Source organism: Picosynechococcus sp. PCC 73109, assembly GCF_001521855.1.
GTDB lineage: Bacteria > Cyanobacteriota > Cyanobacteriia > Cyanobacteriales > MRBY01 > MRBY01.
On sequence record NZ_CP013998.1, the window covers coordinates 2250270 to 2272023 of the forward strand.

Annotated in this window: 12 protein-coding genes; 6 read left to right on the forward strand and 6 right to left on the reverse strand. The window is 48.7% G+C overall.

The window, feature by feature from the left end; all coding sequences use genetic code 11:
* Positions 1-57: 57 nt before the first annotated feature.
* The 3 genes from AWQ23_RS10855 (at position 58) to AWQ23_RS10865 (ending at position 12721) form a co-directional block, all read left to right on the forward strand.
* Positions 58-1596, forward strand: a complete 1539-nt coding sequence (locus tag AWQ23_RS10855; protein ID WP_071884923.1) for a DUF11 domain-containing protein — start codon at positions 58-60, stop codon at positions 1594-1596.
* Positions 1593-6464, forward strand: a complete 4872-nt coding sequence (locus AWQ23_RS10860) for a hypothetical protein (protein ID WP_062435308.1) — start codon at positions 1593-1595, stop codon at positions 6462-6464. Before AWQ23_RS10855 ends, AWQ23_RS10860 begins: the two co-directional genes overlap by 4 nt.
* 155 nt (positions 6465-6619) lie before the next feature.
* On the forward strand, positions 6620-12721 hold the full coding sequence (locus AWQ23_RS10865; protein ID WP_083500711.1) for a DUF11 domain-containing protein: 6102 nt from the start codon (positions 6620-6622) through the stop codon (positions 12719-12721).
* A 66-nt stretch (positions 12722-12787) separates the two neighbouring features.
* Here AWQ23_RS10865 and AWQ23_RS10870 read toward each other — a convergent pair whose 3' ends face one another.
* From AWQ23_RS10870 to AWQ23_RS10880, 3 genes are all read right to left on the reverse strand, one after another.
* A complete protein-coding gene (locus AWQ23_RS10870; protein WP_062435311.1) occupies positions 12788-13318 on the reverse strand; it encodes a tetratricopeptide repeat protein in 531 nt (176 codons plus the stop codon).
* Positions 13319-13754: 436 nt separating this feature from the next.
* Positions 13755-14855 (reverse strand): IS4-like element ISSysp2 family transposase, encoded by a 1101-nt coding sequence (locus tag AWQ23_RS10875; protein ID WP_062432013.1) that lies wholly within the window; start codon positions 14853-14855, stop codon positions 13755-13757.
* 54 nt (positions 14856-14909) lie between these two features.
* Positions 14910-15389, reverse strand: a complete 480-nt coding sequence (locus AWQ23_RS10880) for a hypothetical protein (RefSeq protein ID WP_062435313.1) — start codon at positions 15387-15389, stop codon at positions 14910-14912.
* A gap of 610 nt (positions 15390-15999) precedes the next feature.
* Between AWQ23_RS10880 and AWQ23_RS10885 the strand changes: the two genes are divergently transcribed.
* Complete coding sequence (locus tag AWQ23_RS10885; protein WP_198158644.1) at positions 16000-18672, forward strand: hypothetical protein; 2673 nt, start codon at positions 16000-16002, stop codon at positions 18670-18672.
* Positions 18673-18692: 20 nt separating this feature from the next.
* On the opposite strand, the gene AWQ23_RS10890 is transcribed toward AWQ23_RS10885, so the two are convergent.
* The 3 genes from AWQ23_RS10890 to rpmI form a co-directional block, all read right to left on the reverse strand.
* Positions 18693-19475 (reverse strand): transporter substrate-binding domain-containing protein, encoded by a 783-nt coding sequence (locus AWQ23_RS10890; protein ID WP_062435318.1) that lies wholly within the window; start codon positions 19473-19475, stop codon positions 18693-18695.
* Positions 19476-19574: 99 nt separating this feature from the next.
* The gene (rplT, locus tag AWQ23_RS10895) at positions 19575-19925 is read right to left on the reverse strand and encodes a 50S ribosomal protein L20 (protein WP_012307780.1); all 351 of its coding nucleotides are present in this window, start codon (positions 19923-19925) and stop codon (positions 19575-19577) included.
* Positions 19926-20003: 78 nt separating this feature from the next.
* A complete protein-coding gene (rpmI, locus tag AWQ23_RS10900) occupies positions 20004-20207 on the reverse strand; it encodes a 50S ribosomal protein L35 (RefSeq protein ID WP_012307781.1) in 204 nt (67 codons plus the stop codon).
* Positions 20208-20395: 188 nt separating this feature from the next.
* Here rpmI and AWQ23_RS10905 point away from each other — a divergent pair, with 188 nt between their 5' ends.
* Together AWQ23_RS10905 and AWQ23_RS10910 are read left to right on the forward strand one after the other, a co-directional pair.
* Complete coding sequence (locus tag AWQ23_RS10905) at positions 20396-21244, forward strand: ABC transporter permease (RefSeq protein WP_030006594.1); 849 nt, start codon at positions 20396-20398, stop codon at positions 21242-21244.
* Between the two features lie 4 nt (positions 21245-21248).
* Positions 21249-21698 carry a hypothetical protein gene (locus AWQ23_RS10910; protein ID WP_062435320.1) on the forward strand — a complete coding sequence of 150 codons (450 nt, stop codon included), beginning with the start codon at positions 21249-21251 and terminating at the stop codon, positions 21696-21698.
* The last annotated feature ends 56 nt before the right edge of the window (positions 21699-21754 follow it).

A 21754-nucleotide genomic window follows, 5' to 3' on the forward strand; every position in this document is an offset into this window, starting at 1 on the left:
TCAAACATTCACTGGTCTTTACTTTTTTGGAGGCCTTCGTTGGCCAGAGTCTTTTTAATGCCTAATTTTCTTGACCATTCACGACTAATCCTCAAGCGATCGCCAGTGGCGATCGCCCTAGTTAGCGTTGGCTTGAATTTAGGTATGCCTTTGGTTTTAGCCCAGGCCCCGGAGACGGTAGAAACGATCACCCTCCTCAACCGGGCTGAAGCCAGCTACCAAATTGGGGAGAATGGCCCAGCCGTCAACACCACCAGTAACCCAGTGAGCACTGGTTTTGATAGTCCTCCCCCGCCACCACCCATTGACCCCTTTGGGCGTGTCCTTGGGTGTGGAGGAGAACCCCTAGAAAATTACAGTGGTTTTCTGGTGGGACTCTATGAAGCTGCTGGCCCCCTGCAAACTGAAATTGGCGCGTTGCTTTCCCTCGATCCGCTTACGGGGCCAGTGCCACTTCCCCCTGGGGTGGTCAATGTCAACGAAGATAATGACAATCCCTTTGACCTTGGCGTCACCGAAACTCTGGGAAATCCGGATCTGCGGGGCCAGTTTAATTTCTTTTTGCGGCCCGACCAGTTAAACGTGGGAAGTGTCTATATCTTGGTCATTCGGCCGCCTCTGGGTTCGTTCTTTGATGAACGACGGATTCAAATTCGGATCATAGCGGTCGAACCGGACTCCTTTACCTATGTGGCGAATTCCCTCGATGGGTTGCCCCTAAGCTTGAATGACCCAAACTTAACGAGCCAAGAGGTGACTATCCCGAAAGCAGAAACCGCTGCCTTGATCGTTTTCAGTACGGCGGTGCTTTCCGTCTGCCAAAACGAAGCGATCGCCATCCAGAAAACCGCCGACCGAGCCACCGTTACACCTGGAGGCATTGCTGTTTATCGCCTGAGTATCAATAATCTCAGCACAAGCAGTTTCGAAAATGTTGAGGTACGCGATCGCCTTCCCCTCGGTTTCCAGTTAATTGAAGATTCCGTGCAAGGGATCATTGGCGACAGTCCGGCGATTCTGGAAACCCAGGTGAATGGTCGAGATATTACCTTTACGTTTCAAGAGCCCTTACCCGGTGGAACCCCTCCCGAAAATAACCCCCTGGCCCGCATTGTCTATGCCGTAGAAATTACCCCCGATGCCCTGCGGGGTGATGGGCGCAATATTGCCTTTGTCGAAGGCGATCGCCAAGACAACAATTTCACCGTCCGGGATGGCCCCGCTGTTTACAACGTGGGGATTCGCAACGGCTTAATTTCCGACCTCGGCACAATCATTGGGCGAGTCTTTGAAGACAAAAATTTCGATGGGGAACAACAGTACGGTGAACCCGGCATCCCCAATGCCGTTGTCTTTATGGAAAATGGCAACCGCATCGTCGCCGATGAAAATGGTCTCTTTTCCGTCACCAATGTTCTCCCCGGTTGGCATACGGGCGTTCTGGATCTGACCAGCGTCCCTGGCTATGCCCCCGCCCCCAACGAAAAATTTATCGCCGAAGACCGCACCTACAGCCGTGCTGTGCGCCTTGAACCCGGTGGCATGGCCCGGATGAACTTTGCAGTGACTCCTTTCGCCCCCGGAGAAGACGAATGAAACGACGTTTCTCCATTCCTTTAACAACCCTCATCCTGGCCCTCAGCGGTTGGTTTAGTGAAGTAACGGCCCAAACGCCAACGGTGACAACGGCTGAAATCAGTGGGGTTGTAACGACTCTGACGGAAACAGGCCCCCAGGAAACTGAGTTTCAAGCGATCCTTAATAAACCGTCTGCGGCAAGTGAGATCCAGGGAGAAATCCTACTGGCCCAATCATCCCCGACTGTACCCGTGGCGACTGAACCGCTAGACAGTCGGGAGACCCTGACGCCGGTCATTGAGTCTACTCCAATGCCAACGGCGATCGCCCAACCCACCGTGCAATTTATTAGCCCTGGGTCGGGGGCAATTTTAGAGAAAAATGCCAGTGCCGTCGTGATCGAAGTGCCCACAGGCAGCACCACCACCCTCAGCGTTAATGGTGTCGAAATTGACTCGAATCAAATTGGCCAACTGGAAACCAACGGTAGTACGGGGATGGTGCGTCAAACCTGGTACGGGGTGATTTTTAGCCCTGGGGAGAATACCCTCAAGGCGACGGCCACCCTCAATGGCACCACGGTTAGCAATGAAATCCAAGTGCAAGCGCCGGGGGATGTGGCAAATTTACAGCTCTCGACCGTTGAAACGCGGGTGCCCGCCGATGGGCGATCGCCTGTGACAATCCAAGGGATATTGCTCGATAAAAATGGCAACCGGGCCAGTGGGGGCGGTCGAATTACCCTCGAAGCCACCGCCGGCGAATTTCTTGGGGAAGATGCCGGGCCTGAAGCACCGGGTTTCCAAGTGGATGCCAAGGATGGGGAATTTACTGCCACCCTCCAATCCTCCCTTGACAGTGGCCCCGTCCAAATTCGCGCCCGCCTCTTTGAACTAGAAGCCTATACCCAAGTCCAATTTGAAACCGCCCTCCGTCCTAGCCTGTTGACGGGGGTAATCAACCTCCGGGTCGGGGCAGACAATACAGACTATTTCAGCAGCTATCGCGATTTCCTCAACCCTGATGCTGACGGCGACACCGTCATTGATGTGGATGGCGCAGCCTTTGCCACAGGTACGATTGGGGATTGGCTCTTCACCGCGGCTTTCAATGGCGATCGCCCCCTAAATGAAGCCTGTGAAACCTGTACCAATCGCCTCTTTCGCGCCGATCAAGTTTCCGAACAACCCTATCTCACTTACGGTGATAATTCCACCGTCCGCAACCTGACCCCCTCCCAAGACAGTCTCTACCTCCGCCTCGAACGCACTCCGGATATTGAAGGCGCGACTGACCCCGACTACATCATGTGGGGGGACTACGGCACAAGTGCGGAATTTGCCACCGCTTCCCAGGAGTTCACTGCCCTCAGTCGCCAACTCAACGGCGCGAAACTCAACTACAATTTCGGCGATCTGCAAATTTCTGCCCTTTATAGCCAGGGCGGAGAAGCCTTCCAGCGGGATACCCTCCTCCCCGATGGCACGAGCGGTTTTTATTTCCTCACCCAACGTCTGGTTGTCCCCGGCAGTGAAGAAGTGTACTTTGAGCTAGAGGAACTCGAACGACCCGGTACGATTATTTGGCGCGATCGCCTATTCCGGGGCCAAGATTACGAAATTGACTACGACCGGGGCAGCATTGTCTTTAACGATCCCGTACTGCGCACAGAAATAGGCGACAACGGCGAAATTCTTGTGCGGCGGATTGTTGTCACCTACCAAAATGAAAGCGGTGAAGACAATAAAGTATATGCCGGACGACTACGCTACCATTTCAACCGTGACCCAGGGCAAGCCAGTTGGATCGGGGCGACCTACTTCCGTGAAGACCAAGGAGAGCGAGATCTCGAAGTTTATGGGGTTGATGCTCAAATTCACCTCGGTGAAAACTACAAATTTATTGGCGAATACGCCCAGAGCCAAAATAGTTCCGCCGAGTTAGGGAATGTTTCCGGTTCTGCCTACCGCTTTGAATTGGATGCTAAATTTGCCGATGGTTTTACCGGACGGGCCTACTATCGCCATGCCGACACCGGTTTTGCCAACCGTTCCACCATTAGTTTTGTCCCCGGCCAGACTCGCTATGGCGTTGACCTGAATGCCCAGCTCTCCCCCAGCACCCAAGTGCGTTTTAACTACGACCACGAAAAAAATCAGGGGGTGAATATTCGCCCCATCATTACCCTCGGCGATCTGATCAACGCCGGCCAAGAGGGGATTCCCACTGGACTGGTGGACAACGAACTCACCACCATCACCGCCGGCCTCGCCCAGCGTTTCGGTAAATCTAATTTAAACGTCGATTTACTGTTCCGCGATCGCCTTGATTATCTCAACCCTGAAAACGATGGTAGCTCTACCCAACTGCGTACCAATTTCACAACGCCCCTCAGCGATCGCCTTAAACTGCGCCTCCTCAACCAAACCACCCTCTCGGCGGAGTCCGATGCCGTATTTAGCGATCGCAGTCAAATTGGCCTGGACTGGAAGATCGCCCAGGGCGTCAACCTAAACCTGAACCAAAACTGGTACCACAGCGGTACCCTCGCTGGCCAAAGCACCACCAGCATTGGCCTTACTGGCGAATACAAACCCTGGCACAACACCATCCTCAGCGCCCGTTATGACATGGAACGCTTTAGTACAGGGATGCAGGATGCAGCGACCTTTGGCATTAAACATAACTGGGCCGTCTTCAAAAATTTTGACCTCGATTTTGCCTATGAAAAAGTTGTGGGTAATCTTTTTGTGGGTAGTGATGGCGCAGTAGGTCAAGGGGCATCCCGTTCGACCGGCCTACGTGGGGGCGATAGTCTTAGTATCCGGGGCCGCTATCGAGGTGGGGGCGATGGTGAAAATTTCCAAGCCGAAGCGGGCTACGAATTCCGCAATACCAACGGCAGCAGCACCAGTAACATCACAGCTTCTGTCCGGGGCAAACTATCGCCGTCTCTGACAGCCCTCGCTAATTTTGACCGACGTTTCGCCGCAGGCCAAGCGACCCGTGGTTTACCTCCCACCACGGAACTGCGTGTTGGTCTCGCCTACCGCAATCCCTACGAGGATAAATTTAACGCCCTCCTCCGCTATGAATATCGCAAAAATCCGAACACCATCCCCGAAACCCTCCTCACAGGCAGGGGGAACGACGTCACGGAACATTTATTTGCCGCCGAAGCGATCTATGCGCCTAACTACCGTTGGGAATTTTACGGCAAGCTCGGTTATCGCCATTCCTCCCTCAAGCTCGCCGAAGACTTTGAAACAACGACTTCTGCGACCCTCGCCCAACTCCGGGCCACTTACCTCCTCAACCGACAGTTTGATCTGACTGGTGGGATTCGTTGGATTAATCAACATTCAGCAGGCTATAGCGAAATGGGTTGGCTCGCGGAGGTGGGCTATTATGCAACACCAAATCTCCGCTTTGCGGTGGGCTACAGTTCTGGTCAGGTGAATAATGATCGGGATTTCTCTGGCAGTCGCTCGGATGGGGGTTTGTATGCGGGGGTTACTCTCAAGCTGGACAGTTTGTTTGATTTTGGTCGCCAGCAACCCGTTGCTGCTGTGCCAGAAACCCGCAAATTAATGGTCGAAGCCCCCAAACCCGATGCTAATTTACAAGCGGCTTTAAAAACGCCCCTGCGTTTGGATGTGTCCCAGGCCATTGATTTTGAGCGAGGGAAAACCAGTGTTTCCCTAGAAGGACAAATGGTACTCGATAGTTTGGTCACTGTTTTGGGTCAATATTCAGACCTAAAATTGGATATCCAAGGTATTCTGCCGCCCCTGGCTGAACTTACCCCCGATAATCTCGAAGCCCGTCGTCTGCAAACCGCCCGCCAATATCTCCTCAGTCGCGGGATCAGTGGCGATCGCCTCACACTCCGATCCCTAGGCAACAGTTCCCAAAACAAAGTTCCAGAACAGCCGATTACCTTTACCCTGAGTGGTACTGCTGCTACCTTCCAGGCCATTTCTACCCAGCTCGGTGGCAATCCCATTGTGGGTAACTTAATCAACACAGAATTACCCCAATTAGCGACGTTACCGCCTGATCTCCCCCAAAACACCACCAGTACAGTGAATCGCAACTCTCGCCAGGAACGGCCCCAAAGTTTTTCATTGAACTTATCCCAGGCTACCTTTACCCCCGACGATACAAATCTCCAAGTCCAAACCTATAACCGCACCGATGCTGACCTCAACCCCAACTTTACCTATCTGCCCTACTGGATCCTCGGTTTTGTGCCACTTGCTGATCCCGATACCCTCCTCCTTGCCGATGTTACGCCGATGAATCCGATCACCGAATTTGTCACGAGCTTGATGCCAGAATCTGACCCCATTGCAGAGATCCCGACAGAACGGCTCCTCACCCGCAGCGAACCCCAGCCCAGGCCCCAACCAGAGGCGCAAATTCTGGGCGATCGCCGTTTAGATGAATCAGCAGCCAATGAGTTGATCACGAATAGTACCGAACCGCTGATCTTTGGCGATCGCCGCTTGGATGAGTTGAACGAGACCGAACTCCAGGCCCTCGCCCCCGAAATTTATGATGCGGTCTTTGGGGGGGAGATCCAGGCCCGCCGCCTCGATACCGACGACAGTTTCCTCTTTGGTAATGCCAATACCGAACCGCTGATCCTTGGCGATCGCCGTTTAGATGAAAACACTCCTGAGCTTCCCGCCCTCGAACCCACCTCGAACTTCCTCAGTGCTAGAGAAATTCGTCGTTTAGAATCAGCGCTTTATTTCCTCCTCAGTGAAGATCTAAGCAACCTAGATAATCTTTTCCAAATCAGTGGCCGCCAACGTAGCCGCCAACTTGGTCAAACCATTGACTTAGATCGTCTCTGGAATGCCAATACCTCCCCAGATTAATTCTTCTAAAAAAATCCAATGAGCTTAACTTTGTCAAATCATAAAATATTTCCCTGGATCAAACTACTTTTCTTCCCATAGAGGCCATGCAATAAACAATATCCCTTAAGTCTTTTGTTTTCGTATTCTCATCGCAATACCCTCCTTAAAACTCCATGGCAAAGAGTACCAATTTCCAAAAAAATCTTAAAATAATGTGCTTTAAATCTCTTATTAAAGTACTATTACTGCCCCTATCCTTTCTTGTTGCCATAGGAGATTTTTGCCGATTTGTAGTTTTGAAAAAAAATCCCAAAGAACAACCTCTTCAAAATTCTTTCCCTACCAATCCAGTTCGGAAAAAAACACAAAAAAGAAAACATCAAACCCAGCGCTTTCTATTTAATTTTTTCGTTACATTAATCCTGACCATCCAACTATCTGGCTTACATCTTTTATTCCACATACAGCCGGCGATCGCCTCTGGCCCCCTGAGTATTGAACCCCTCACCTGGGATATCATCGGCCTAGATAGTAATAATCCCAATGATGGTCCCGACAAATTTCTCGTGGGCGCCAGGGTTTGCAACCTCAGTACTACGACAGCAGCCCAAAACCTCAGAATTCGCTTTGTTCGCGAAGGTGCTTTTAATCCTCTTATCAGTGTGAGCACCACAGGACTTTACAAAGATCAATGGCTTGTGCCGAGCCTGCCTCCATCAACTACAAGTACACCCCCCCTAAACCATCACCAACAAACAAGCAGGCCCAAAAACTGCTTCGATGCCTACTATGTTTTGACCTTAACTCGTACTTCGGATATTTATAATCGAGTCCAACGTTACCGTATTGAAGCTTTCGCTGATAACGCCGCCACTGTCGATACCAATAGTTACCCCGATCCTTACCAAGGCACTATTAATGAGTACGATACAGGGCACCCCCGCCAGATTTATATCGAAAAAATTCTTTCCCAAGCTCGTAATAGTGTGACTGGTTTCACTCAACTCGCTCCCACAACGGCGGCCAGTATTTTTGGGATCAATGCCAATGATCTTGATACTGCGAGTGGTGGTGGTAGCAGCTACAGTGTGGAAGTGGGCGGAACCTATGCCTTTGAGCTCACTACTCGAACCGCAACGGCCTATCCCCAGTTAACCGTCAGTTCCGACTTTCCCAATGCTGTCTTTCAAATCCTTGATGTCCAGACAGACTACAGTAACGTTGGCGGCAACCCTGACAATTCCAGTATCTATGCCAATGCCTGTGGCTGGATTAGTGACCCCACAGTGACAGGATATTTGGCAAGTTCTAGCGTATGTGAGTACGAAACAGTAGCCCTAAATGGTACCCCAGACCAATATCCAAGCACTGCCGGCAAGGTGGGTAACACCGTTAGAACGCGCTATCTCTTCAAGATTCTTGGGGGCAATGGTAACTACACAATTAACCACCTGATCCTTGATTTTTCTGGTGGTAGCTTTCACTACAATGGCGGCTTTGGGTCAGGTCTTGGGGTTGTCGATTTTAATGTCACAAACCCTAGCGCTGATTTAGTAATCAACAAAAGCCATATTGGCAACTTTACACCGGGAGACAACATCTATACTTTCCAAGTGACCAACAATGGCTTGGATACAGCCCGTAGTGATCTTGTTATCACAGACACATTACCCCAAGGTTTTATTTTCAATCCTTCCAATTCCAACATTGGCGTAGAAAGTCAATCAGGGACGATTGTCGGTTGGACTTGTATCGGTGCAGGAACACGTAATATCACCTGTGCCAATCCTAATGACTTAGCAAATGGAGGAGTAACAACCTTAAGTATCCGTGTTAATGTTGCTGAAACTGCCGCAGCGAATACCTTTAACCAAGCAACAGTAAGTAGTCCAACCACCGATCCTAATCTTGCCAACAATACAGATATTGACCCCACGAGCATTATCCAAGCCACAAATCTGAAACTCACAAAAGCAGATAGTAGTCCTGATGCGGCCGCAAATCCAGCCAGTAATAATGCCCCGGTGGTTCTCTCTGGATCTCCGATTACCTATACCTTCACTGTACAAAATCAGAGTAGCCTAACAGCGGCAGCGCCAGTGATCATTACCGATACGCTACCGGAGGGACTTACTTTTAGCTTGGCTGATAATCCGAATATTCCTACGGTCTGGAATTGTACGATCGATGGTCAAAATCTAACCTGTACCTACGTTTCTGGTACTAATCCTATCCCTTTACCCGGCAATACAACTGCGACGGCTTTACCCTTGGTTTTTCGGGCAAATGGTGGTGTGATTACTTCGGGTACTAGCGCCGTTGTCAGAAACACAGCGACCGTTACCAGTGCCACGACAGAAGCAAATAGCAGTGATAACACCAGCAGCGATGATTTTCTGATTACATTGCCAGTTTCTGATTTGACGATTACAAAAAATGATTTTGAGGCAGCTTTTACTTACAATCTTTCTGGTCAAACTTATACCGGAGAAAATTTAACCTATGAAATCGCTGTAAGAAATAATGGCGTTGCACCAACTGTCGGCCCCATCGCCATCACTGAAACTTTGCCGAACAGCAATAACAATATTATTGAATTAGCTTCAACAACCTTTGCTGGAGTAGGGCCAGATGGTTCAGTTATTAACTGGACTTGTAACCAAGGGATTAATAATCCAGTTTTACCCGCAAGTGGAACAACTTGTGCTGTTGGCAATAGCGGACTTTTTACATTTGTCTATCCTGGAACTTTAAATCCTGGTCAGACTGCAACATTGCGCCTAATTGTGCGAGGAAGACAGACAAATACAGTCCCAGGGACGAGTACTGCGCTGATTAATACGGTTGGAGTTTATAGCGCTAATGACGGGGTAACACAATCAAAGACAGCAACTGAATCTACACCTGTTTTGATTGGTAATAATGACAAATACAACATTGGGATTCGGAAGCAATTAACTCAGATTAACGGAGTCACTCCAAGTCCTGCTTGTACTTTATCTGGTGGAACTAGCAATTATGGAACCACCGAAAGCTGTACGGCGACAGTAAGCCCCGGCAATCCCATTCAATATACTGTTACGGTCGCTAATAATAATAACGGTGGGCCAAATGGTGTTAATGTGGCTATTTCAGACTTTATCCCGCCTGAAATTAACATAACGGGGGTAACTTGTTCTGCAACTGGTAGCCAGGGCCAAACCTTAACAGTCTGTGATAATCAAGTTGCTAATTCAGGGCGCACAAGTCCCATAGCCGTCAATTTTAATTTAGTGCCTAATACTAATCCCCCAAGATATCAAGTTGATAAAACAGCTTTTTTAAACAAAGGTACGGGGATTGTTACTTATACATTCACTGGCAGCATTAAAACTCTAGCTCAATTACAAGCATTAGGTATTGTCAACAGCAATATTGTTAACCGAGTTAGCGCACCGAAGACTGATGGAACTTTTGTTGATACAGATTCAAATGATAATCTTTCTTCTACTTCGATTCGTTTAAATGTTACTGATCTGAGTATTACCAAAACAGATGCAATGGATGGAACAACAGATCCTGGTACGACGAATTTCACGACTGGAGGAGAAGGTGTTTATACTCTGAGGGTGAACAATCTGGGCACTAATGCTACGGTTGATGACATCAATGTGGTAGATGATGTGCCGGATCGTTTTCAAGTACTTGAGGCATCTGGAACAAACTGGAATTGCCTGGTTGAAAATCCAACCCCTGCTAATCCTATTAGTAATCCGGCAGCAGATAGCATTAATAACAATATTGTGCGTTGCGCTCGTAGTACGGCTATGGCGGCTGGTACTTCTAGTACGATCAGGATTCGTGTCAAGCCCATTGCTACTTGGATTCCCGCCGGAACCGAAACGTTACCACTTAGTTTTAATAATATTGCCCAGGTCACAACAACGGGGGATACGAATACGGCGAATAATGGTTATGCACCAGGTACAACGACTGGATTAGCAGAATTTTTTGGCTATGAACAAACTCTAGTTGTGGCACCAAATTTCGATCTCAAGGTTACGAAAAGTGTCCCTGGCGGTAGCTTTGCTATTGGACAGACGTCTTCTTATCGGTTGGATATTCTTAACAATGGCCCAACGGAGGCGATCGCCTCGACGACAAATCCGATTACTGTAACGGATACCTTGCCGACAGGTTTTACTTTTATTTCCGGCACCGGATCCGGTTGGACTTGTACTGCTTCCGGTCAAAATGTGACTTGTACGCGAAGCAGCAACCTCGCAGCAGGCGCAACAACATCGATTAACCTAAATGTTTTCGTCGATGGTACTGCCACTAATCCCACTTCAAATACTGCGCAAGTAAACCTAACAGGAGAACCCAGCGCCAATATTGTTTTAAATGATAATAATTCCAATAGTCGAAATCGTCATACCATCTCAACAGCCGTTCAACAGGCCGCAGACCTCAGCATCACTAAAACATTAATTTCGACGATCACAAATACCTCTCCCCCCCCAGAAACTATTCCTGGTTTAGTTGCCGGAGAACAAGCAGTCTACGAACTAGAAATAACGAATAATGGCCTTTCTAATATTTCTGATGGCGAAGCGATCACTGTTATAGATAATTTGCCAAGCAACTTGAATTTTGTTTCCGGTTCTGGCGATGGCTTTAGTTGTAATGCCTCTGGTCAAGCTATTACTTGCACGAAAACTAACGGCCTAACAGTCGGCCAAAACGCTACGATCACTTTAGTTGTCAATGTAAATAGCGCCGCCACTGGCACTATTACGAATTTAGCTAGCGTCGATGCTGCGACCACTCCAGATCCCAACCCCAATAATGACAATAGTAGTACAACAGATCCTGTACAAACCCGCAACCTTGATTTGGCGCTCACCAAAAGCCACCTGGCTAGTAGCTTTGCCATTGGTCACCAAGGAACCTATAGCTTAGAAGTGAAAAATGTCGGCAATATCACCATTACAAATCCGATCACCATTACAGACACGCTTCCTCTGGAGTTGTCCTATAACAGTGCAGTTGGTCAGGGCTGGAGCTGTAGTGTTACAACCCAAGGAAATACCAGTACCCAAGAGGTCGTCACTTGCATAAGTAATGATGATTTGGCCCCCGGTCAAACAAATACCGTTGATATTGTTGTAGATATCGGCCCAACTACACCAACAGGGACTAATTCCATCACCAACAGTGCCATCGTCACAACGCCGGGAGATGCTGATACGAATAATAACACTGACACCGATCCCACCAGTATTACAGGCAGTGCAGATCTGTCTGTTGACAAAGCTCATAGCGGCAATTTCACAAAAGAAGCCCAAGGAGTTTATACATTGACCGTAAAAAATGAAAGCGCCAGTACAGCCGACGCAACAGGGATACAGTTAATCGATCAGTTGCCTGATGGTCTTTATTATGTTTCGGGCACAGGCACAGATTGGACTTGTCCGCTTGTGAGCTTTACCGCCCCAGGCCCGCCAACCCCCGAAGATCTGAGGGATATTGAATGCAGTTACAACGGAACCCTTACCCCAGGAGCCACGGCACCAACCTTGACGATTACGGTGTATGTCCAAGACACCGCCCCCAGTACTCTCGAAAATTTTGTTACAGTCTTTGGCGATCAACCCGATCCCAATGACGACAATAATACGGATTTAGACCGGACAACGATTACTGATGGTGTTGCTAACGCTCCTGATTTAATTCTTGTAAAACGTATTACTGCGGTTATCAGCGAAAACAATACTACAAATTACACTGTGTATAGGGATGATACGAGTAGTGACAGTACCGCAGCTAATGATAATGCGCCGTTTTGGCCTGGTTATAGTGCGGGCAATCAAAGTAACACCTTCACAGTGGGAGAGTTAGGCCTTGAGGCTAAACCGAATGATACAGTTGAATACACTATTTATTTCCTCAATCAAGGCAATGCCCCGGCCAGCAATATCAAAATTTGCGATCGCCTATCCCAATACTTAGATTATTCGCCAGATGCTTACGGTTCATCTATGGGTATTAAACTGAACTTTAACAACAGTGAAACCAATTTAACGGGCGTTGCTGATGTTGATGCGGGACAATTTTTCGGCCCTGACCTTACCCCTAGCGGATGTATTCGTCCAGACAACCTACAACCCATGACCGCCGCCGATAATCCAAATGGAACCCTGAGAGTTGAGCTAGCTAATGTTGACCCCGCGACTAGCCCTGCAACTCCAGCTAATTCCTATGGCTATATCCGCTTCCGGGCTCGTGTGAAATAATTCAGCCGCCAAAAAAGGCCCCAGCACATCCTTCTCTGGGGAAGGTGGCCGAAGGCCGGAAGGGGTCTAAGGAGAAACAAACCGTTTGCGGAGTGATTCGGCCCGTTTTTTCGCTGTTTTATTCTCTGGTTCTGCTTTTAGGGCAAGTTCATAGGTTTCCAGGGCTTTCGCTGTCATTTGCTTTTTTTCGTACACATTGGCCAGATTGTTTAAAGCTGTGACGTAATCCGGGACTTCCTTTAGGGCTGCTTTGTACTGGCGAATGGCGAGGTCATATTGTTCCTGGGCGAAATAGGCATAGCCGAGGGCATTGTAAACGAGGGCTTGGTTTTCCGGTTCCAGCTCATTCTCAATTTTCAGGGCTTTTTGCAGTAGCTGGGCCGCTTGGACGTAGAGTTTTTTGTCGAGATAGAGACTACCCAGTTCGTAATACTCCTTTGCAGTGCCAGATCCTTGCTTGAGCTTGGTTTGTAGCTTAGAAAAAGTGTTTTCAACGCGGCGGGTCTTAATAACTTGACGGAATAGGAAAAAGGCTAATCCCCCTAGCAGAGCAACGAGGATAGACAGATAAAAGATTGGCAGAAACTCTTGATCCATAACAGGAAATGATTGATAGCAGGTTTTATAAAAAATTTTTATTGTTCCCTAAGTCTGCTGCGGCAAAATCAACAGAAACTTAAGCCCTGCTAGTGTATCAGGTCTTTAGGGGCGTCCCCAATGATTGATACGTTCCGTTAACCATCCGCTGCTTTGCCGTGGTTTCTTGTTGGGTTTAGCTGAGGCTTTGGTAATACAACTATAGATCTTAGTGAAAAGCACAAAAAAAGGTGCATTACCCTTAAGCAATACACCTTATCTGATTAGTTTCAAATTCCTATCGACTTAATTTGTCTAGGATCACTATCAGAGATTAATTAGGAGCATTACCCTCTACAAGAACAACGTCGCCAGTGCTCGGATCAAAAACAACAAAAGACTGACCACCATCGCCGATATTGTTTGCTTGAGCAATACCAGGATTAGTATCGTCGCCCTAAGTACAGGACAAAAGTTGTATGGGGTGAAACTCTGACCCAAGTAGAGATTGGGGAGAAGCGGTAAAAAAGCGACGCAATAAGTCAAAGCCATAGCGAAACAAACTCCGAGCTCGACGGCCATGGGCCTTGATGATACGAATCGGCTTTTGGATATGTCGCCATAAACCCGCTTTCATCGCCCAAACAAAGCCAATGGCCAACAGAGCCAGCAGCTTCGACAAACGCACCTTATCGGTAAAATGGGTCGATTCCAAGCAAAAGCCACGGGTCTTAAGAGCTCCAAACAGGGTTTCAATTCCCCAGCGACGACGGTAATCTGCTAAAGCATTTTGAGGGTCATGGGTGGTGATGATAATCAGAAACTCATCCTCATTTTTACTAGCTCTTCGTTTCGAGTCGAGACGAGTGCCCATGACATAGACCTGACGACCCCAGACCCACCGTTTTCCTGGCAGTATTCTTGTTTCGCCAATGGCTAAGGAGCGAAACAGATGTGACCCCGCGATGGCGGGTTGACCTTTGCCTTTACTTATTTTGTCGGTCTGACGTAGGCGCAGACGAAAGGGAATAGGCTTATCGAGCATCAGATACGATAACCAGGGCTTGCCGATAAACTCTCGGTCTCCCGTGAGATAGGCAATCTCGATATTGGGAAATAAGGTTTCAAAGCGTTCGAGCAAATCCATCCGCTCTGTACTATTGCTGTTGCCCCTCTTCTTTTTGAGCATCGTCCACATCAATGGATAGCCGATACCCTCATGGACGACGCACAGCATTAGGATGTTGAAGTCAGTTGTCCCCAATGACCAGTTGGTGCGGTCGATGCTTAAGACCCAAGGTTGCGGGATAGCCGCGATATTCATTACCATCCTGGCGATTTTGTCCATGTTGACGTCAAAGGACTGAAAGAATCGCTGCATGCGTTTGTAATTAGACTCTTCTGCTGCATTGCCTCCCCAGACGGTGGCGAGTTCGGCGAGATTGACGGTTTTAGCCCGGAACAGTGCCACCAGGAAGAGGGCGATAAATGACAGTCTGGCTCCATGCCATCCGAGATGAGGTCGCAATTGGCGGCGAATTTCGCTAATCTGATTCATGAGGGCTTGATTGATTTGTGCTTATTTCCATCAAACCCTCTCCCTCTATCCTTTTCAAGCTTTTTGTCCTGTACTGAGATCGTCGCCACCTTCAAGGACAGGATTCGGTGCTACGTTACCAGCGCCAAGTGCTTCGGAAGAGGCAATACTGTTGACTGTAATGTCTCCAGAACCACCCAGTGCATAAGCTTCAGTCGTGGCGATTGCCGGACCTGCAACATCCACCAAGACAATAGTTCCAGTTCCAGGGATTCCCTGACCAGTGGTGACATCAGGAGTTTGACCTTCCTCAATAGGATTACCGCTACCATCTGTTGCTACTTCTTGCAAAATAACATTGCTAATATTGCTTCGGACAGCGACAGCAGCAGATTCCTTACCGACAGCGGCAGCAACAGAAAGGCTAGTCAGATCACCAGCATCAAAAGTGGCAGCGGCACCGGCGGCGATCCCACCTTCACCAGCTTGGGCAGTGGAAGCGAGACCGAGGGAGAGCGCACTAGCGGCGGCTAAAGCAAAAGAAAATTTTTTCATGGATTTAGGATATTTCTAAGTTGAGTTGATTGTTTTGTCATGCCTAGCAGTGACCTAATTGATAGGAAAAAATCACTGCTAGTTCTGAAGACGTAAGTATATGAGCAGAAGAGCGAACAATAAAGGATAAAGTATCTAAAAGCCATCACGACTTTTAGCATTTAATCTTGTCCTCTTAGACAATATACCCATTTATCATAAAAATACAACAGCATTTGAGCTTGGTGTTCATATCTTAAATTTTTGTCTTTCCCAAAAAAATGATTTCTTGCTGTAAGTCCATCTAAGATATTGCTTTTTTCAGCAAATTTAGCTATCTTCTGGCGAGAGACATCATTGATACTGTTGTTTTGATAAGGTTAGCTTGTCGATAACTCAAATTTAACATTGTGAAATATTATCGAGTAATCTTTGCCTTGAATTTTATCGATTGGCACAGCAAAATGGTGTTGAGCTAAAAGCAAAGCCCAACTTCAGGCCCAGTTGTATTGCGCCGTGCTACTTTTGTGTTTCTGTTGTAGATCTTTCTAGTGACCATCTATTTTTTACAATCCACAGCAAAATGACCTTGCCTAGATCTCGCCCCATTCTCCGTAGCCTTCTTTGTGCGATGGCCTCCACTCCTTTCGCCACCCTCGCCGCCGCAATGGAAGCGACTAATGTCAGCGTTGATAATTCCCTTGAGCAGGTCAATTTATCCCCCACTTCTGCACCAGAAGCCCAAGCAGTCCAGTCTCCAGCAAAAGTTTCAACCGTAGTTCAGAATACTGTCCCTGGGCCTAATCCAAAGCAGCAACTCATTGCCCGCGCCCCTGCCACCACAGCACAAGATGAATCAAAGCCATCAGCCGCAGCTCCTCCAACAGCACAACTAATTGCCCAAGTCCCTACCACAGGTAACTCTGGAGCCCCAGCAACAGGTCTCTCGTCGGCTGAGTTAATCCAGTTAGCCCAGCTCCTTTCGCAGCTCGGCGATCTCTCCGCACTCCAAGAACAACTCAGTAATATCCAACAAGAGTTGGGTGAAATTCGATCGGTAGTTCGTGATCTCCAACAGGAGAGTGTCATTAACTCTCAGACACCCCCTCGCTTATCTGAACCAATACAGCAGCAAGAGAGGGTTATGACGAATCAAGAAAATTCGCGTCCTGTAGCAACATCGTCACCAGTTTCTAGTACAGAAGCCAGCACAGAAACAGACAGTGACGTCGCGCAAATTCCTGTCTTAACGCCAGATCCAATTCCAAAAGAAGAGATACCAGAACCTGAGACTGACGATTTTCTTCAAAAAATGCCTCTCAATCGTGTTAATCCCTTAATCACGACACAAAATCTGGATGGCGTACCGATTTCTCATTTTTCCGATTGGGAAATTGCCGCCTCTGGCCTCCTGTCCGATGCCACAACGAGCGATGTGAATGTAGACGGCTTTGCTCGGCTGGATTCTGACATTTTCCAAGGAACGACCGCTGATAACGTGGCGGTGACAGATTTTCGGGGAACTTACGTACGCCTGCGATCTGCCGCCCAAGACCGGGAGGTGGAAACTGAGATTGATCAGGCTGTAACTCTGGGGGGCTATTTATACCAGTTCACCCTCACAGGAGGATGCGACATTCTTGATCCCGGAGGAGGAAACAGTGACGAGACTTGTAGTTTTTTACCCCCAGTTGCCTTCGATCCCCAAAGCTATGACCCAGATACCCTTCTTCCTAGTCGGCTCCTAGATTCGGGTATTGCTTTTGGTGGGGTCGTTTCAGAAGAAAACTTAGCCTTTATCAAGCAACCTGGTTTCCAACGGGGATTACCCGGTCAAGAAGTCGGTATTGAACTAAACGTACCCAATTCTGGAATTGTTGCCGTTGGCCCAGAGACAGGTCGCCAGGGCCAAACCATTCGTCGCGAAAATTTAGATAATACCTACAGTGTTGGAATTGCCAATGTACGGCAAGTGCTCAAGCAAAATGACCAGGAAGCCGTTTTAGGGCGAACAGTACGCGGGTTTGCAGCGATTCCCAACGATGAAGATTTTGGCCTCGATAGTGCAGTGCAGCTAGCAACCTTACTCTTGCCGGATGTTGACCCAGCCCTAGAAGGGGGAGATGCACCACCAAATCCGAATGTTAATGCTAACTTGTTTAGCGCGGCGAACAATTCTCGCTTACCTGCCAATAGCTTCACAGCTTATCAAGGGAGTGTTTCCCGTGCAGAAAGCGTTACGGATCTAAGTACTCCGCCAGAGGATATTCCCGCAGCAACCTCGAACAGTTTTTGGGTCGGTCTTTCTCCTGTGGTTGATCGTGAGATTGAAATCTTAGAAGATGGCAGTCGTTTTAAGGATTTTAGTGGGCCGCGTCTGGTGGCAGCCGCTTATGGTGAAGGGGGTGCCGAAGTTGCAGATAATCTGAGTGCTCAAGTAGCAGCGACATTACTCAACGAGGTTGGTGGTGTTGATCAGCAGCTATTGTTGGACTTTGATGATATTCAGGATGCCTATACTCAAATTGGCTTGGCCTTTTTTGAGCGTGATGCAACACAAATCATCAAAACTCGCTACAGTGAGCGAACAAATTATGTGCCTCACCTCAGCTTTACAGGCAACCGCACAGATAATCGCAACCGGACTCGCTACTATCTAGGGGCTTTAATTGATTACACAGCCGAGGACACTCAAGACTGGCTCAAGGCCTATGTCGGAGGGGATTATCGCTATCAAAATGTGAATGCTGGGGTGCGCGCAGAAGTGGGTGGTATTGGCTACCTCAATCCTGATAAAGACTACTACAGCCGTCTCTGGGGCAATGTTGCAAAAACTTTTTCGGCAAATAATGGCAATTCGTTTACTTTAGCGGCAGGCTTGGATTACGCGATTGACCAAGATCAACAAATTGGCGATATTTTTGTGGGTTCGACCGGGAGCCGAGCAACGGTAAGTGCGGCGGCCCGACTTGGGGGAGTGACTTTATCGGCAGATCAAAACTTCGGCGGTCTTTTGCCCAACTCTGATGAAAGTAACTTGACGCTCAGGTTAGGAACTCAATTAGGAGATAACTTCTCTCTGTCTGGTTATTACACACCTTTTGATGAGGATACTGTGGTTGCTAGATATGGTGTGAACGCAGGAATTAAATTTGGATCTTTTTACAATAGTCCCAGCTTAGTCTTTGGTTGGAGTCAGGATGAGTATAAGTTTGCCACAGGAAAATTTACGGATGATCGTTTCACGGTCTCCTTTAGCACGGGTCAGCCTAATGCTCCTTTTGTGACGGGCACTCGCCGCTAGTTACTTTTGAGACTAAGTTGCTATTGGGGTAGACCCCAATAATTGATACGTTCCGTTAACCAATTGCTATTTTGCCAATCGGTTACTGTTTTCTGGAGGGCTTGGCTCAGGCTTTGGTGTTGTCTTCCCTTGGGAAAGGCGATCGCCAAGGGATTTCCCGTGAGCCAAGCGGGGAGGAGTTGATATTCTGAATATTCCTGTACCCAACCCGTGAGGACGGAATGATCCCCTGCAAAGAGGGCGGTTTCGTTATTTTCGAGGTAATTTAACGCCTCTTGGTAGGAGTTGACGCCAACGAGAGTGACTCCTGGAAAATAGGCGCGCACGGCGACGATCGCCTCGGAACCTTCCAGGACAACGACCCGTTGATCACTGATTTGATTTAGGGATTGGATCTCGCGATCCCTTGTCACGAAGCCAATGCCATCGAGGTAATAGTAGGGACTAAAATTCACGAGCCGTTGACGGGAAGCATTAAGACCGAGTTGGGCAATGACGAGATCCACTTCCCCGGTCAGTACCGCATCGAGGCGTTCCTGGTTGGTGAGGGGAATGAGTTCTACCGCTTGGCGATCGCCTAATAATTCCGCCGCCAGTTGGTGCGCAATCTCAATTTCTAAGCCCTGTAAATTTCCCGCTTCATCCCGAAATCCTAAAGGCCGCACATTTTCCTTGACCGCGACCCGGAGAATTCCCCGTGCTTGGATGGTTTCAAGGGGGGTGGCTTGGGTTAAAGATGTTGACCCGAAAAAGAAGCTAGCGGCGATCGCCAACCCATATCCAAATACTCCACCGCGCGCCATGAGTTCCCCCTAACAAAAAAACCCCAGAATGGCTACTCTGGGGGCTAATTCAATTCTTCACTTTTAATAATGCCACAACCTACGAAATGGTGTTACTGTCTAGGCACTTTTTGCCACTTCAACCACCTGGGCAAAGGCTTGGGGGTCAACAACAGCCAGTTCAGCCAGCATCTTCCGGTTGATCTCAATGTTCGCTTTTTTGAGTTGGTGGGTAAGTTTGCTGTAGCTCAGACCATTCAACCGAGCTGCGGCATTAACCCGCACGATCCACAGACGACGAAAATCACGCTTTTTCTTGCGGCGATCGCGGTAGGCATTCCGGAGTGCCTTCATGACCTGCTGGTTTGCAGTGCGGAAGAGCTTGGAGTGGGAACCCCGGAAACCTTTCGCTAACTTAAGGATTTTTTTACGACGCTTACGGGCGACGTTACCGCGCTTTACTCTTGGCATAAACTTTACCTATATATAATTTAAGTAATAAAACTCTCGATTTTTCAGAAACCAGACAGTTTCTACCGTTCGTTGTCTCTAGGCGTAGGGAAGCATCAGACGAACATTTTTCTCATCGCTCTTGTCCACGAGGGCCATCCCAGACAGACGACGACGCTTCTGTTCTGCGCTCTTATGGTTCAAAAGGTGATTCTTAAACGCTTTGCGACGGGCGATTTTCTTGCCGCTGCCAGTCAGCTTAAACCGTTTCGCAGCTGCACGGCGAGTCTTTAATTTAGGCATATAAGTTTCTATAAATCGACACAGCTTACAATAATACCTCGTTTATGCCAAATCCTTCAAGGCCCATGGCAGTTTGATTTGGTTTACGAATCTAGCCCCGAATCATTAGCTACCTAAATGATGAACCCTAGCAAGTTCGCCTAAAATTCGATAATGTGAAGCGATGTAAAGTTGTCCTAAAAAGCACCGTGACTAACCTAGAAGCCGTCTCCGATCAAGTCCGTACCACCACGACCCCACCGCCCCGTCAACGCTCTGAACTCGCCCATCTTTGGGGTGATACCCTCGGTGTTTTTTGGGGGGACTGGTTAAAGTTGCGGGTGCGCCTCAAACAGGTGGCAGCAACGGGTTTGGTTTCGCCACTCATCTATATTTTGGCCTTTGGTCTGGGACTCGGTAGTGCCCTAGATCAAGCGATCACTCCCCCCGCCGGGGATACCTACCTAGAATTTATCTTGCCGGGGATGGTTGCCCTGTCTTCGATGACCATTAGTTTCGGGGGGACGACCTTCTCGATCTGTGGCGATCGCCTCTACAGCAAAACCTTTGAAGAATTGCTCCTGTTGCCCGTCCATCCCCTCGCCTTACACCTAGGGAAAATGATGGCTGGCATCCTGCGGGGACTGATGACGGCGGGGTCGGTGCTGATTGTGGCGATTCTCTTTACGGGCAAAGTTTTTAGCTTTATCAATCCTCTGTTCATTCTGTTGCTGCTGTTGAACTGCGCTGTGTTTGCGGGGTTAGGGGTGATTGTCGGTCTACGGGTCAAATCCCTGGAAAGTGTGGGGATTTTTAATAATTTCTTGATTGTGCCGATGTCCTTTTTGGGGGCGACCTTTTTCGACCCGGAAACTTTACCCCGTCTGTTCCGGGCGATTGTCTATTGCATTCCCCTCACCTACACCACCACCGGACTGCGGGCGGCGGCCTATTTGCCTCTCTCAGAATTTCCCTGGCACGCGATTCCCATTTTGGCGGGGGTGGCGATCGCCCTAGCCTTTGTCGGTGCTTACCAATTTTCCCACCAGCGGGATTAAAACTATGACCTGGCAAACGGTGACAGGCTTGCTTACACGGGGTCATCAAGTGGCTTCGGGGCAAGCAAAAAACAGTCCCTATGAAGCGGGTACCATTGCGCTGCAAACACCTCATTTTCGTAACCTGGGCCTAGATTTATCCGGCTATTTCCCCGGCACCCTCAATATTTCCATTGCGCCCAAAACCTTTACTCTGATTCAACCCCGTCACACGTTCACAAATCTGCAATGGCACCCGGATTTTCCTCCAGAGACCTTTTCCTTTAGTCCCTGTTACATTGAGCACCGCCAGCAGCGGTATGATGGCCTAATTTATTACCCGCACCCTGAAACGAAACTGGGCCATTTCCAAGCGCCTGCCACCCTCGAAGTCCTTGCTCCCCTGATTCTGGATCTCACCTATGGCGATCGCCTCCAATTATCGCTGCATCGGGCCGAGGTCAGGATAGAATAGGCGGCAAAGACGGCTGCACCGTTGATTTCTCTCCTCCCGCATCCATCCCCCCTAAC